The sequence below is a fragment of the Amycolatopsis arida genome, from assembly GCF_900115565.1.
In the GTDB taxonomy this organism is placed as follows: domain Bacteria; phylum Actinomycetota; class Actinomycetes; order Mycobacteriales; family Pseudonocardiaceae; genus Yuhushiella; species Yuhushiella arida.
On sequence record NZ_FOWW01000012.1, the window covers coordinates 100,259 to 113,983 of the forward strand.

Below are 13,725 nucleotides of genomic sequence, written 5' to 3' on the forward strand. Positions count from 1 at the left end.
CGATCCCGAGCGAGAATAATCGACGAAGAAATCGATTACTCGCCGCGGCGAGTGAGTTGACGACGGGAAACGGCGCTGAGCACGCGCGAATGTGACCACCGTCTCCCCGGATGGTCGTGGGCCGCCTGGCCGCGCCGCGTGGCAGAGTGGCTCGACGTGGGACTCGACGCGTGGTCGCGGAGCTAGCCGTGCCGGACGGGTTGCTGTTGGGCATCGACATCGGCACGGCGAGCGCCAAGGGAGTGCTGGTGAGCCCGCGCGGGGAAGTGCTCGCCAAGGTCGGCCGGGCGCACCGCACGGCGACCCCGCGCCCCGGCTGGGTGGAGCACGACGCCGAGGCCGTGTGGTGGGCGGACTTCCGTGCGTTGAGCCGGGAGCTGCTCGACGCCGCGGCCGGACGCCCGCTGGCCGGGCTGGCGGTGAGTGGTATCGGCCCGGTGCTGCTGCCAGCCGACGCGGCGGGCCGTCCCCTGCGGCCGGCGATCCTCTACGGCGTCGACACCAGGGCCACGGCCGAGATCGCCGAGCTCACCGCCGAGCTCGGCGCCGACGCCATCCTGCGTCGCGCCGGGACGCCGCTGTCGTCGCAGGCGGTGGGCCCGAAGTGGCGCTGGCTGGCCCGGCACGAACCGGACGTGGCCGCGCGCGCCGAGCTGTTCCTCATGGCCAGCTCCTATCTGGTGCACCGGCTCACCGGCGAGTACGTCCTCGACCACCACTCGGCCAGCCAGTGCGACCCGATGTACGACCTGCGCGCGGCGGCCTGGGCCCAGGACTGGGCCCGCCGCGTCGCCCCGACCGTCACCCTGCCCCGGCTGCTCTGGCCGACCGAGGTGGCCGGCACGGTGACCGCGGCCGCCGCGGCGGAGACCGGCCTGCCGGAAGGGCTTCCGGTCACCGCGGGCACGGTCGACGCCTGGGCCGAGGCCGCCAGCGTCGGCGTGCGTGAGCCCGGCGACACCATGGTCATGTACGGCACCACGATGTTCCTCGTCCAGGTGCTCACCAACCCGCGGCCGCATCCGGGACTGTGGACCACCCGGGGCGTCGACCCCGGCACGTACTCGCTCGCGGCCGGGATGGCCACGTCGGGCGCGGTCACCGACTGGCTGCGCGGCCTGGTCGGCGGGGACTTCGCGACGCTGGTGGCGGAGGCCGCCGAGGTGCCCGCCGGCAGCCGGGGGCTGCTGATGCTGCCGTACTTCGCCGGGGAGCGCACCCCGCTGTTCGACCCGGACGCCCGCGGTGTCGTCGCCGGCCTGACCACCGGCCACGGCCGCGCCGAGCTGTACCGGGCCGCGCTGGAGGGCATCGCCTACGGAGTCCGGCACAACCTCGAGGTGATGCGCGACGCGGGCGGGGTGGCGCACCGGCTGGTGGCCGTCGGCGGTGGTGTGCGGGGCGGGCTGTGGACCCGGATCGTCAGCGACGTGACCGGCGCGGAGCAGCAGGTGCCGGCGGAGACGGTGGGGGCCGCGCTCGGCGACGCGCTGCTCGCGGCCGTGGCCGTGGGCCTCGACCCGGACGTCGCGGAGTGGAACCCGGTGCGACACACCGTGATCCCGGACGAGCGCGGGACCGCGGTGTACGACGAGTTCTACGTCCGCTACCGCGTGCTGTACCCGGCCACCGCCGACATCGCGCACTTCCTCGCCGAACGGCAGCGGGACACCCCGGCTCAGAACCCCGCGTCGTCGTGCCACCAGAGCCACCAGAGCCCCCGAGGTGCCCCGTTGCGCGATGCTGGCGAAGCCCGCGCAGGAGGGGAGCGCTGAACGCGACCAAGGGGGCCTCGGTGGCGTCGGGGCTCTCCGCGCGGGGTGGGGACGGGGCCGTCGGACCCGGCCGCTAACGGTCGTGGGCGGTGAGCACCCGCAGGGCGTTGCCGGTCACCACGCCGCGCCACTCCAGCACGGCCGCGGGACCCGGTGGCTGCCAGGCCAGTGGCCAGCCCCCGTCCGGTTGCTGGGCCTCGCCGAGTGCGGTGAGGTGCGCGGCCACCGCGCCGGCCGGGAACAGGGGGCGCAGTGGATGGTCGGGGGTCGGCGCGAGGTCGAGCGGGGTCAGCCCGTACCCCTCGCCGGGGTGGAGGTGGAGCAGGGGCATGGCGGCCATCCGGTCGGCGAGCTGGGCGCTCCTCCGTTCCGCCCAGGCCCGGTCGGGCGCGGACCGCAAGTACCGCCACGCGTTGCCGGCGGTGTGCGCGTCGGGCGGGTCCGCCGCGGCGACGAGCGCGTCGATCTCCCCGCGGCAGAAGGACTCCGCGGCGTCCAGCCAGGTCGAGGAGAGGCCGAGCATCCGCAGCCGGGCGACGATGTTCCCGGTCGGGTTCAGCCCGGGTGGGAACCGGCAGTCGCCCCAGTGCGCGGCACGCGGGTGGCCGGCGGCGGAGGGCAGCACGATCGGCAGCCCGCCGCCGGGCGCGGCGACCTCGGCCAGGTAGGGCAGCAGGCCCGCGGCGAGCTCGCGGGCGCGGCCCCGCACCTCGGGGTCGTGGCCGGCGGGGGAGTCGAGCACCTGCTCCACCACCTCGAGTCCGAAGTCGACGGCGAGCGGCTGGCTGTCCGGGGCGCGGACGTCGGGCTCCAGCGCGTGGCCGAGCCCGCCGCCCGGGTTGCGGTAGGCCGCGAGGGCGTCCAGCACGCCGTGGGCGTCGCCGGTGCCGCCGTGCAGCGCGGCGAGTCGGCGCTCCAGCAGCCGGGCGTGGGTGGTGAGGAACTCCGCGGCGCGGCCGAGGTCGGGTGTGCTCATGGCGCTGACGCTAGCCCGCCGGCACGCCGGCCGGCTTGCCGGAAACGGTCACCCACGCCGGGAAGAACGCGCCGGGGGACAGCCCGGTGAGCTCCTGGCAGTCCCGGCACAGGTGCGCGTGGTCGGCGTAGCCGGCGCGGGCCGCGAGGTCGGCCAGGCCGGCCGCCCGCGCGGCCATCCGGATGGCCCGCTGCAGCCGGGCGACCCGCAGATACCGCGCCGGCCCGTAGCCGACGGCCGCGGTGAACCGCCGGCGGAGCTGGCGCTCGCCGAGGCCGAGCCCGGCGGTGGCCGGGCCGAGCCGGACCCCGGCGGTCAGCCGGGCCAGCAGCACACCCAGCCGCGGGTCCGGTGCCCCGGTGAGGCGGCTGGCGACGACGTTGGGCAGCGCCGCGGGCTCGGCCAGCAGCCGGTCGGCGATTCCGCGCCCCCACAGGTCGGCCAGCGGGACCCGCAGGTCGCGCAGCTCGTCGGCGGCGACGCCGAGGGCGCGGGGTGCGTGGCCGGGGTGGAACCGCAGGCCGTGTACCAGCGCGCCGGCGGGTAGCGCGGTGTGCCAGGCGCGGGTGTCCGGGCCGGCGACGATCACCTCGCCGGCGCCGACGACGATGTCGACGCAGCCATCCGGCACGATCCGCTTGCGCTCGGGCATCCTGGTGCGCCACAGGCAGCGGATCGCCGGCCGGAGCGGGGTGGGCGGCGGGTGCTCGACGTACATGGGTGCATTATGCCGGCGGGGTCCGACAGCGAGTTACGGTGAACGCATGCCGAGCCCGCCGATGATCGACAGCCTCGCGTGGATCTTCGTCCGGGATCGCCGGTTGCTCGGCGTGCGCACCCGGGGCAGGGCGAAGTTCTACCTCCCTGGCGGCAAGCGCGAGGAGGGGGAGAGCGACGTCGCCGGGCTGTGCCGGGAGATCCGCGAGGAGCTGGGCGTCGAGCTGGACCCGCTGAGCTTCCGCCTGTTCGCGGTGTTCGACGAGCGGGCCGACGGCTACGCCGACGGGCGCAGGGTGCACATGACCGCGTACCGGGCGGCGCACCGCGGCGAGTTCGTGCCGGGGCGGGAGATCGCCGAGCTGGCGTGGCTGTCCTCGGCCGACGCGCCGCGCTGCCCGCCCGCGGGCCGGCGGGCGCTGCGGTTGCTCGCCGAGTCCGGCGAGGTCGACTGAGCCCGGTACGGCACGATCGGGGGCCGTGACGAACGCGTCGATCGTGCCGGGACCCGCGCTGTTCGCCGTGCTGGCGGTGCTCCTGCTGGCCGCGGCCGTGGTCGTGACGCGTGGGCAGGTGGGCTCGGGGCGCGCAGTGGTCGTCGCCGGAGTGCGGGCGGCGGTGCAACTGGCGGTGGTGTCGCTGCTGATCGCGGTGATCCTGCGGTCCGGGTGGTGGACCGCCGGGTTCGTCGCGCTGATGTTCTCGGTCGCGGTGGTGACCTCGGCGCGGCGGATCGGCGCGCCGAGGGACGTGCTGTGGGTGGCTGTGGCGATCGGGTCCGGGGTGGCGCCGGTGCTGGCGCTGGTGCTGGCCGCCGGTGTGGTGCCAGTTCGGCCGGTCGCGGTGGTGCCGGTGGCCGGGATCGTGATCGGCGGGGCGATGACCGCGACGTCGCAGGCGGCGCTGCGGTCGCTGGACGACCTGCGCACCCGGTACGGCGAGTACGAGGCGGCGCTGGCGCTTGGGTTCCCGCAGCGGCCGGCCGCGCTGGAGATCGCCCGGCCCGCCGCGGGGCACGCGTTGGTGCCGGCGCTCGACCAGACCCGAACGGTGGGGCTGGTGACCCTGCCCGGTGCCTACGTCGGGATGCTGCTCGGTGGCGCCAGCCCCGTCCAGGCCGGCGCGACGCAGCTGCTGGTGCTCATCGGGTTGCTCGCCGCGCAGTCGGTGGCGGTGCTGGTGACCGTGCACCTGGTCGCGGCCCGCCTGCTGCACGCCGACTGGCGCCGTCACGGCTGACCTGTCTCGTTCCGGTCTCTTCCGGCCGGATGGCCCCCTTGTCCGCCTAGGCTGCCCCGGTGAGGCGAATTCTGTGGTCGTTGCTCTGCGGTGTCGTCGTGTTCGGCGTGGGGGCGTGCGGTCCGCATCCTGATGTGCAGCTGGAGGCCCCGGCCGACGTCCAGTCGGCGGTGCGCGCGGCGTTCGACACCTACTGAACGGCCGCAATCGACCAGGACGGCGCGACGGCCGTGACCGTGCTGGCCACGTCGGTGTACGGGTTCTACGACGAGGCGCGCGAGCTGGCGCTGACCGCGACGGAGGACCAGCTCACCGGCCACGGGCCGGCCACCCTGCTGACCGTCTACGTGATGCGGGCCGAGTTCACCGGGGAGGAGCTGAGCACCTACACGCCGGAGGAGCTGGTGCGCGGCGCGGTCGACCTGGGGTTGGTGAACGGCGACACGCTGCGTGAGGTGGAGCTGGGAGGCGTCACCGCGGACGGCGACGCGGCGTCGGCGCGGGTGCTCGGGCGGAGCAGCACGACGCTCCGCCAGCTGGACTTCCAGCGGGAGGGCGACGCGTGGAAGGTGGACCTCACACCGCTGCTCGCGGCCATGGACGAGCTGCTCGGTCAGGCCGCCGCCCAGCAGGACGCCACGGTGAAGGCGATGGTCGACCAGGTCGTGGTAAACCGCTACGGGGAGGAGGTGGCCGCCTCCCTGCGCGAGCCGCTGTCCGACTGACGGCGTCGGACCCCGGCCAGCTCGCACCCCGACCCCATGGGCTTGCGACTCCGCGCACCAGGTCCCGCGCGGGGTCAGGCCGGGGCGAGCCCGCCCTCGGGCTCCGTCGTGACCCGGTCGCTCGATGGCGCGCCGGTGGCCTCCCGGACGCCGCGCACGGCCAGCCGGTCGGCCCGCTCGTTCTCCGGGTGGCCGGCGTGGCCCTTGACCCAGTGCCACTCCACCCGGTGGTCCGCGGCGGCCTCGTCGAGCCGGCGCCACAGGTCGGCGTTCTTCACCGGCTGCCGGGCGCTGGTCTGCCAGCCGTTGGCCTTCCACCGCGGGAGCCAGGACGTGATGCCGTTGCGCACGTAGGTGCTGTCGGTGTAGATCCGCACCACCGCGGGCCGCGTCAGGCTCTCCAGCGCCCGGATCGGCGCGGTCAGCTCCATCCGGTTGTTGGTCGTCGGACCGGCGTCGCCGCCGTACAGGTCCCGCTCGTGCGGGCCGTACCGCAGCACCGCGCCCCACCCGCCCGGCCCGGGATTGCCGCTGCAGGCGCCGTCGGTGTAGATGTCCACGACCGGTTCGTCCACCCCGCGGACCCTACCCGGCCGCGCTCACCAGCCGCGGGCGCGCCACTCGGTGAGTTGGGGGCGCTCCGCGCCGAGGGTGGAGTCGTCGCCGTGGCCGGGGTAGAACCAGGTCTCGTCCGGCAGCACGGCGAACACCCGCTGCTCGACGTCGTCGATCAGCGACCGGAAGTCCTCCGGGGAGGTGGTCTTGCCCACCCCACCGGGGAACAGCGAGTCACCGGTGAACAGGTGCGGCGGCCCGTCCGGGTCGCGGTACAGCAGCGCGATCGACCCCGGCGTGTGGCCGCGCAGGTGGATCACCTCGAGCGTGCACGCGCCCACGGTCAGCGTGTCGCCGTGCTCGACGAGGAAGTCCGGCGGCACCGGCAGCGGCTCGGCGTCCGCGGGGTGCGCCGCCGTGTTCGCCCCGTACGCCCCGGCCACCGCGCCGAGCGCCTGCCAGTGGTCCGGATGCCGGTGCGTGGTGACGATGGTGCGCAACGCCGGCCGGTCCGGGCCGTGCCCGACCAGGTCGGAGATCCGCTCCGGGTCGGCCGCCGCGTCGATCAGCAGCGCCTCGTTGCTCTCCCGGCAGGTCAGCAGGTACGTGTTGTTGTCCATCGCCCCGACCGACAGCTTCGTGATGGTCAGCGCGCCCAGGGTCCGCCGGGCGGCGTCCCCGCCCGGGTCCACGTGCCCGGTGTAGGTGTCCACGACGTTCACGTCGCCCACCGTAGCCGGTCGGCTCCACCGGTTCGACGCCCTCCGACCGCTCGACGTACCCTCGTGGTGCCGCGCCGGGTCCGGCCGGCCGGGGCACCGACCCGTTTCTGTCGGTGGTCCCCGCTAGCCTCGCCCCGCCGGATCTCGGCGCTCCACAGCACCAGTTGAAGGGACCCTCGGGTGGCAGATCGCCTCGTAGTTCGCGGCGCCCGCGAGCACAACCTCCGCGGTGTCGACCTCGACCTGCCGCGGGACAGCATGATCGTGTTCACCGGCCTGTCCGGCTCGGGCAAGTCGAGCCTCGCGTTCGACACGATCTTCGCCGAGGGGCAACGCCGTTACGTGGAGTCGCTGTCGGCGTACGCCCGGCAGTTCCTCGGTCAGATGGACAAACCGGACGTCGACTTCATCGAGGGGCTGTCCCCGGCGGTGTCCATCGACCAGAAGTCGACCTCGCGCAACCCGCGCTCGACGGTCGGCACCATCACCGAGGTCTACGACTACCTCCGCCTGCTCTACGCCCGCGCCGGCAAGCCGCACTGCCCACAGTGCGGCGAGCCGATCAGCAAGCAGACCCCACAGCAGATCGTCGACCAGGTCCTCGCGATGGAGCAGGGCATCCGCTTCCAGGTGCTCGCGCCGGTGGTCCGCGGCCGCAAGGGCGAGTACGTCGACCTGTTCGCCAACCTGCAGCAGCAGGGCTACTCACGGGCCAGGGTGGACGGCAGGGTCTACCCGCTCACCGAGCCACCCACGCTGAAGAAGCAGGAGAAGCACGACATCGCGGTGGTGGTCGACCGGCTCACCGTCAAGGCCGGCGCCAAGCAGCGGCTCACCGACTCGGTGGAGACCGCGCTGCGCCTCGCCGACGGGCTCGTCGAGCTGGAGTTCGTCGACCTGCCCGAGCATGACGCGCACCGCATCCGCGGCTTCTCCGAGAACCTCGCCTGCCCCAACGGCCACCCGCTGGCCATCGAGGACCTGGAACCCCGTTCGTTCTCCTTCAACTCGCCCTACGGCGCCTGCCCGGAGTGCACCGGCATCGGCATCCGCAAGGAGGTCGACCCGGAGCTGGTGGTCCCCGACGACGAGCTGTCCCTGGCCGAGGGTGCCATCGCGCCGTGGTCGGGCGGGCAGGCCGCGGAGTACTTCCAGCGCCTACTGCAGTCCCTGGCTGAGACCATGGGCTTCCGGGTGGACACCCCGTGGCGCCGGCTGCCGGCCAAGGTGCAGAAGGCGGTGTTGCACGGCGTCGACGAACAGGTGCACGTCCGCTACCGCAACCGCTACGGCCGCCAGCGCTCGTACTACGCCAACTACGAGGGCGTGATCCCGTTCCTGGAACGGCGCCAGGAGCAGACCGACTCCGAGCAGATGCGCGAGCGCTACGAGGGCTACATGCGCGAGGTGCCGTGCCCGGCCTGCCAGGGCGCCCGGCTCAAGCCGGAGATCCTCGCGGTCACCCTGGAGCACCCCACCCGGGGTGAGCGCTCGATCGCCGACGTGTGCTCCTTCTCCATCGCCGAGGCGTCGGAGTTCCTCGACGCCCTGGTGCTCGGCCCGCGCGAGGCGATGATCGCCGGTGCGGTGCTCAAGGAGATCCAGGCCCGGCTGCGCTTCCTGCTCGACGTCGGTCTGGACTACCTGTCCCTGGACCGGGCCGCGGGCACGCTGTCCGGCGGTGAGGCGCAGCGCATCCGGTTGGCCACCCAGATCGGGTCCGGGCTGGTCGGTGTGCTGTACGTGCTGGACGAGCCGTCGATCGGGCTGCACCAGCGGGACAACCACCGGCTCATCGAGACCCTCACCCGGCTGCGCGACCTCGGCAACACGCTGATCGTGGTCGAGCACGACGAGGACACCATCAAGTCCAGCGACTGGGTGGTGGACATCGGGCCCGGCGCCGGCGAGCACGGCGGTCGGATCGTGCACAGTGGCCCGTACCAGAAGCTGCTGCGCAACAGGGGGTCGCTCACCGGTGACTACCTGGCCGGGCGCAAGGTCATCGAGATCCCGCGGATCCGCCGCCCGGTGGACCGCAAGCGCCAGCTCACCGTGGTCGGGGCCCGCGAGCACAACCTGCGCGGCGTGGACGTGTCCTTCCCGCTCGGCTGCCTGATCGCGGTCACCGGGGTGTCCGGTTCGGGCAAGTCCACCCTGGTCAACGACATCCTGGCCACCGTGCTGGCGAACAAGCTCAACGGCGCGCGGCAGGTCCCCGGCCGGCACACCCGGGTGCGCGGGCTGCAGCACGTGGACAAGCTGGTGCGGGTGGACCAGTCGCCGATCGGCCGCACCCCGCGGTCCAACCCGGCCACCTACACCGGCGTCTGGGACCACGTCCGCAAGCTGTTCGCCGCCACCACCGAGGCCAAGGTGCGCGGCTACCAGCCCGGCCGGTTCTCGTTCAACGTCAAGGGCGGCCGCTGCGAGGCGTGCGCGGGCGACGGCACCATCAAGATCGAGATGAACTTCCTGCCGGACGTCTACGTGCCGTGCGAGGTGTGCAAGGGCGCCCGGTACAACCGGGAGACCCTGGAGGTGCACTACAAGGGCAAGACGGTCGCCGAGGTGCTGGACATGCCGATCGAGGAGGCGGCCGAGTTCTTCGAGCCGATCAAGTCGATCCACCGGCACCTGCAGACCCTCGTCGACGTGGGGCTGGGTTACGTGCGGCTCGGCCAGCCCGCGCCGACGCTGTCCGGCGGCGAGGCCCAGCGGGTGAAGCTCGCCAGCGAGTTGCAGAAGCGGTCCACCGGCAAGACCGTCTACGTGCTCGACGAGCCCACCACCGGCCTGCACTTCGAGGACATCCGCAAGCTGCTCGGCGTGATCCACGGCCTGGTGGACAAGGGCAACACGGTGATCGTCATCGAGCACAACCTGGACGTGATCAAGACGTCGGACTGGATCGTCGACATGGGACCGGAGGGTGGCTCGGGCGGCGGCACGGTGGTCGCCGAGGGCCCGCCCGAGGCCGTGGCCGAGGTGGCGGAGAGCTACACCGGCCAGTTCCTCGAGCCGGTCCTGCGGGGCTGCGCCCTCGCAGGTGGGCGAGCGGGCGCGGCAGCCCGCGGATCGTCGGATCGCCCCGCCCGCGATCGCCCCGAGCCGGCATAATGCGAGGGTGCCGTTGATCGACTACCGGTTCCACGTGGTGTGGTCGATCGACGCGCCGGTGCCGCGGGTGGCCGACGCGCTCACCGACCTGGCCGGGTACCCGTCGTGGTGGCCGGACGTCCGCGCGGTGTGCCGGGTGGACGACGACACCGCGGAGGTGCGCTGCCGCTCGGCGCTGCCGTACGAGCTGCGGCTGTGGTTGCGCCGCGTCGAGCAGCGGGTCGAGCGGGACCACCGCCGGGGGCGGCTGCGCGTGGCGCTGACCGGCGACCTCGAGGGCTTCGTCGGGTGCGTGCTCACCGGCCGGCCGGGTGGCACCCGCCTCGACATCGTGCAGCAGGTGGTGGTGCGCAAGCCCGTGCTGCGGTGGCTGTCCCCGCTGGCGCGACCGCTCTTCCGGGCCAACCACGCGGTGATGATGCGCCGCGGCCGGCACGGCCTGAGCGCGCACCTGACGGCCCGGCCCGGTTGACCCACCAGATGCGCGCCGGCCGACCGCAAGCCGCGCTACGGGCAGGTCGGCAGGTCCGAGGCGCGGTACGTGGCGGTGAGCTGACGCGGGCGGCCGGGCACGCCGGGCCGGGTCTGCCACGGGTGCGGCCCGGCCAGCGGCCGGTACTCCACGCCGAGCGCGTCGAGCCGGGGCAGGTGGTGGTCGCGCAGCCGGGGCAGGAACTCCGCGTCGTCCCGCGGTCCGCTGCTCCACACCACCTCGGCGAACGCCGCCAGCCGCGGGAACACCGCGTAGTCCACCCGGCGCGCCGTGTCGAGGTGTTCCGACCACACCTGCGCCTGCGCGCCCAGCACCCGCGCCCGGGCGCCCTCCGGCAGCTCCGGGGGCAGCGGGTCGTAGCGGTAGACGTCGGCCAGCTCCCGGACGAAGCCGACCGGGATCGGCTCGTCGGGGTGGTCGGACTGCCGGTGGTCGAGGTAGACGTCCTGCTCCGGGCAGAGCACGACGTCGTGGCCGGCGGTGGCCGCCCGCACGGCGGCGCCGGTGCCCCGCCACGACGCGACCACCGCGTCGGCCGGCACCCGCCCGCCGGCGTCGAGGATCTCGTCCCAGCCCAGCGCCCGCCGCCCCCGCGCGCGCAGGTGCGCCGCCATTCGGCCGAGGAACCAGCCGTGCAGCTCGTGCGGGCCGGCCAGGCCCAGCTCGGCCGCCCGCCGCCGGGACCGCGGGTCGTGCTCCCACTGCTCGGTCGGGACCTCGTCGCCGCCGATCCCGATCACCGGGGACGGGAAGATCTCCAGCACGGTGTCCAGCACCGCGGTGAAGAACTCCACTGTGGACTCCTCGGCGTTGAGCACGTCGTGGCACACCCCCCACGACGTCCACACGTCGAGCTCGCGGTCCGGGTGCACGCCGAGCTCCGGATAGGCGGCCAGCGCGGCCCGCACGTGCCCGGGCACGTCGATCTCCGGCACCACGGTCACCCCGCGCTCGGCCGCGTAGCCGACGATCTCCCGCAGGTCGTCGCCGGTGTAGAAGCCGCCGTGCGGCCGCCCGTCCCGGTCCGGGCCGTCGTGCCTGCCCACCATCGACCCGGTCCGCCACGCGCCCACCGAGGTCAGCCGCGGGTAGCGAGGAATCTCGACCCGCCAGCCCTGGTCGTCGGTGAGGTGCAGGTGCAGCACGTTCAGCTTGTGCGCGCCCAGCAGGTCGACGAACCGCAGCACCTCGGCCTTGGTGCGGAAGTGCCGGGCGACGTCGAGCAGGCAGCCCCGCCAGCGGAACCGGGGCCAGTCGGTGATCACCCCGCACGCGAGCCGATCCGGTCCAGGGTGGATGGCCGAGGCGCGGAAGGCGTGCGGGCCGCGCAGCTGCCGCAGGGTCTGCCACGCGTAGTGGGCGCCGGCGGGATCGGCCGCCTCGGCGTACGCGCCATCCGGGGTGAGGTGCAGCCGGTAGCCCTCGGCCGGCAGGTCCGCCGCGGGGCGCACCTCCAACTCGGTTCCCGCGGGCGGCAGGCACACCCCGGGCGCCGGCTCGATCCGCACCGGGCGGGGCAGCAGCGTGTCGAAGCCGGGCACGGTTACCCCTTCACCGCGCCGGCCAGCCCGGACACCAGCCGCCGCTGGACGAGCACGAAGAAGATCAGCACCGGGATCGTCATCAGCGTCGAGCCGGCCATGATCGCGCCCCAGTCGTTCTCCTCGGGCTTGAAGAACACCAGGATCGCCTGCGGCAGCGTCTGGTTCTCGGTCTTGGAGATGATGAACGTCCTGGCGAACAGGAAGTCGTTCCAGGCGTGGATGAACGACAGCACGCTGACCGCCACCAGCCCGGGCAGTACCAGCGGGAACAGGATTTGCCAGGTGAACCGCAGCCGGCTGGCGCCGTCCAGCGTCGCGGCCTCCTCCAGCTCGGCCGGCACCGCCGCGACGAACCCGCGCAGCATCCAGATCGCCAGCGGCAGGGTGAACGCCAGGTGCACCAGCACCAGCGAGCCGAGCTCGTTCAGCCCGAACGCCGGCGCGACGTCACCCACCGAGCGCATCAGGAAGAACAGCGGGATGGTCAGCGCCTCCACCGGCACCATCTGCGCCACCAGCAGCATCACTAGCAGCACCGTGCGGCCGCGGAACCGGAACCGGGTGAGCGCCACCGCGGCGAGGAACGACAGCAGCAGCGAGCCGGCCACCACCACGACCGCGACGAGCACGCTGTTGACGAAGTAGCGGGCGAACCCGGCCGCGCCGAGCACCCGCTCGAAGTGCTCCAGGGTGGGGGCCAGCGTCCACGGCCGCGGGTCGGCCGACTGGATCTCGCCGGTCGGCTTGAGCGCCGACAGCAGCATCCAGTACAGCGGGAACGCGACCAGGCCGGCGACGGCGACCGTCATCACCTCCGCGACGAGCCGGCCGGGCCGGCGCACCCCGCGGCGCCGCCGGGCCGCGAGCACTGTGGACACCGGGGCCACCTCCCTACAGCTCCACGCTCTGCCGCTGCGAGCGGACGTACAGCGCGGTGATCGACAGCAGGATGAGCGTCATCACCACGCCGATCGCGGCGCCCAACCCGTACTCCGAGCCGGCGAACGCCTGCTGGTAGGCGTAGACGTTGAGCACCAGGTTGCGCCCGGCCACTCCGCCGCCGTTGGTCATCACGTAGATCTGGGTGAAGATCTTGAAGTCCCAGATGATCGACTGGATCGTGGCGATCAGCAGCAGCGGTCGCAGGATCGGCAGGATCACCGCCGTCGCGGTCCGCCGCCACGACGCGCCGTCCAGCGCGGCGGCCTCCAGGACCTCCTCCGGCACCCCCCTGATCCCGGCGTACATCGTCACGAGCACGAACGGGAACGAGCACCAGATCACCTCCAGCGCCACCAGGCCGAAGGCGCTGTAGGTGCCGTAGGTCCACGAGTGCCCGGCCATGCTCTCCCAGCCGAGCCCGGCGAGCACCTCGTTGACCAGCCCGAAGTCGGTGTCGAACAGGAACAGCCAGATGTAGGAGCCGGCCATCGCCGGGGTGGCCCACGCACCGAGCGCGGCCAGGAACAGCAGCATCCGGGGCACCGCGCGGACCCGGCTGGCGAGTACCGCGAGCGCGGTGCCCAGCAGCAGGCTGCCGACCACGCACACCGCGGCGAAGCCGATCGTCTTCGCCAGCACCACCCAGAACTGCGTGGTGCTCAGCAGCCGGACGTAGTTCTCCAGGCCGAGGAACACCAGCGGCGCGTTGCCGGCCGCCTCGGCTTGCCCGTAGTCGTACAGCGAGATCAGGACGAGCTGGTACAGCGGGTAGGCCAGCACGCCGAGCAGGAGGACGGCCGCCGGCGCCAGGTACAGCGCCGCCGGCCGCCCGTCCCGCCGCCGGCGCCGGGCGCGCACCGGTGCCGGCACCCCCGGCCGGACGGTGGGCGCGGGAGCGATCTGCTGGGTCGCCATCG

General features: G+C 73.7%; 14 protein-coding genes. 7 read left to right on the top strand and 7 right to left on the bottom strand.

Features of this window, described 5'->3' with window-relative positions; translation table 11 throughout:
* Nucleotides 1–188 precede the first annotated feature (188 nt).
* On the top strand, nucleotides 189–1,775 hold the full coding sequence (locus BM051_RS26065) for an FGGY-family carbohydrate kinase (protein ID WP_177217008.1): 1,587 nt from the start codon (nucleotides 189–191) through the stop codon (nucleotides 1,773–1,775).
* Nucleotides 1,776–1,848: 73 nt separating this feature from the next.
* Here the strand turns inward: BM051_RS26065 and BM051_RS26070 are convergent, their stop codons facing one another.
* Nucleotides 1,849–2,751 carry a hypothetical protein gene (locus BM051_RS26070; protein WP_092535942.1) on the bottom strand — a complete coding sequence of 301 codons (903 nt, stop codon included), beginning with the start codon at nucleotides 2,749–2,751 and terminating at the stop codon, nucleotides 1,849–1,851.
* A 10-nt stretch (nucleotides 2,752–2,761) separates the two neighbouring features.
* A complete protein-coding gene (locus BM051_RS26075; RefSeq protein WP_092535945.1) occupies nucleotides 2,762–3,469 on the bottom strand; it encodes a helix-turn-helix domain-containing protein in 708 nt (235 codons plus the stop codon).
* Nucleotides 3,470–3,530: 61 nt separating this feature from the next.
* Between BM051_RS26075 and BM051_RS26080 the strand changes: the two genes are divergently transcribed.
* The 4 genes from BM051_RS26080 to BM051_RS26090 are packed head-to-tail and all read left to right on the top strand — an operon-like array spanning nucleotide 3,531 to nucleotide 5,432.
* The gene (locus BM051_RS26080) at nucleotides 3,531–3,923 is read left to right on the top strand and encodes an NUDIX hydrolase (RefSeq protein WP_092535948.1); all 393 of its coding nucleotides are present in this window, start codon (nucleotides 3,531–3,533) and stop codon (nucleotides 3,921–3,923) included.
* Nucleotides 3,924–3,948: 25 nt separating this feature from the next.
* Nucleotides 3,949–4,707 carry an ABC transporter permease gene (locus BM051_RS26085; RefSeq protein ID WP_092535951.1) on the top strand — a complete coding sequence of 253 codons (759 nt, stop codon included), beginning with the start codon at nucleotides 3,949–3,951 and terminating at the stop codon, nucleotides 4,705–4,707.
* 59 nt (nucleotides 4,708–4,766) lie between these two features.
* Entirely contained in the window at nucleotides 4,767–4,904 is a 138-nt protein-coding gene (locus BM051_RS29270) for a hypothetical protein (protein WP_166677642.1), read from the top strand.
* Between the two features lie 33 nt (nucleotides 4,905–4,937).
* Nucleotides 4,938–5,432, top strand: a complete 495-nt coding sequence (locus BM051_RS26090) for a hypothetical protein (protein ID WP_092535954.1) — start codon at nucleotides 4,938–4,940, stop codon at nucleotides 5,430–5,432.
* Nucleotides 5,433–5,506: 74 nt separating this feature from the next.
* On the opposite strand, the gene rnhA is transcribed toward BM051_RS26090, so the two are convergent.
* Nucleotides 5,507–6,007 carry a ribonuclease HI gene (gene rnhA / locus BM051_RS26095; protein ID WP_177217009.1) on the bottom strand — a complete coding sequence of 167 codons (501 nt, stop codon included), beginning with the start codon at nucleotides 6,005–6,007 and terminating at the stop codon, nucleotides 5,507–5,509.
* A gap of 24 nt (nucleotides 6,008–6,031) precedes the next feature.
* The gene (locus tag BM051_RS26100) at nucleotides 6,032–6,709 is read right to left on the bottom strand and encodes an MBL fold metallo-hydrolase (protein WP_092536111.1); all 678 of its coding nucleotides are present in this window, start codon (nucleotides 6,707–6,709) and stop codon (nucleotides 6,032–6,034) included.
* A gap of 180 nt (nucleotides 6,710–6,889) precedes the next feature.
* Between BM051_RS26100 and uvrA the strand changes: the two genes are divergently transcribed.
* Nucleotides 6,890–9,829 carry an excinuclease ABC subunit UvrA gene (gene uvrA / locus BM051_RS26105; protein ID WP_092535957.1) on the top strand — a complete coding sequence of 980 codons (2,940 nt, stop codon included), beginning with the start codon at nucleotides 6,890–6,892 and terminating at the stop codon, nucleotides 9,827–9,829.
* A 7-nt stretch (nucleotides 9,830–9,836) separates the two neighbouring features.
* On the top strand, nucleotides 9,837–10,301 hold the full coding sequence (locus BM051_RS26110; RefSeq protein ID WP_092536114.1) for an SRPBCC family protein: 465 nt from the start codon (nucleotides 9,837–9,839) through the stop codon (nucleotides 10,299–10,301).
* Between the two features lie 35 nt (nucleotides 10,302–10,336).
* On the opposite strand, the gene BM051_RS26115 is transcribed toward BM051_RS26110, so the two are convergent.
* The 3 genes from BM051_RS26115 to BM051_RS26125 form a co-directional block, all read right to left on the bottom strand.
* Nucleotides 10,337–11,863, bottom strand: coding sequence for a beta-N-acetylhexosaminidase (locus BM051_RS26115; protein WP_092535960.1), 1,527 nt, complete (start codon nucleotides 11,861–11,863; stop codon nucleotides 10,337–10,339).
* 2 nt (nucleotides 11,864–11,865) lie between these two features.
* A complete protein-coding gene (locus BM051_RS26120) occupies nucleotides 11,866–12,675 on the bottom strand; it encodes a carbohydrate ABC transporter permease (protein ID WP_092536118.1) in 810 nt (269 codons plus the stop codon).
* A gap of 82 nt (nucleotides 12,676–12,757) precedes the next feature.
* Nucleotides 12,758–13,723 carry a carbohydrate ABC transporter permease gene (locus tag BM051_RS26125; protein WP_092535963.1) on the bottom strand — a complete coding sequence of 322 codons (966 nt, stop codon included), beginning with the start codon at nucleotides 13,721–13,723 and terminating at the stop codon, nucleotides 12,758–12,760.
* Nucleotides 13,724–13,725 lie beyond the last annotated feature (2 nt).

Coding starts and splice junctions, on each gene's coding strand:
- BM051_RS26070 (WP_092535942.1), bottom strand. CDS start 2,751: ATGAGCACACCCGACCTCGGCCGCGCCGCGGAGTTCCTCACCACCCAC.
- BM051_RS26075 (WP_092535945.1), bottom strand. CDS start 3,469: ATGTACGTCGAGCACCCGCCGCCCACCCCGCTCCGGCCGGCGATCCGC.
- BM051_RS26080 (WP_092535948.1), top strand. CDS start 3,531: ATGATCGACAGCCTCGCGTGGATCTTCGTCCGGGATCGCCGGTTGCTC.
- BM051_RS26120 (WP_092536118.1), bottom strand. CDS start 12,675: ATGACGGTCGCCGTCGCCGGCCTGGTCGCGTTCCCGCTGTACTGGATG.
- BM051_RS26125 (WP_092535963.1), bottom strand. CDS start 13,723: ATGGCGACCCAGCAGATCGCTCCCGCGCCCACCGTCCGGCCGGGGGTG.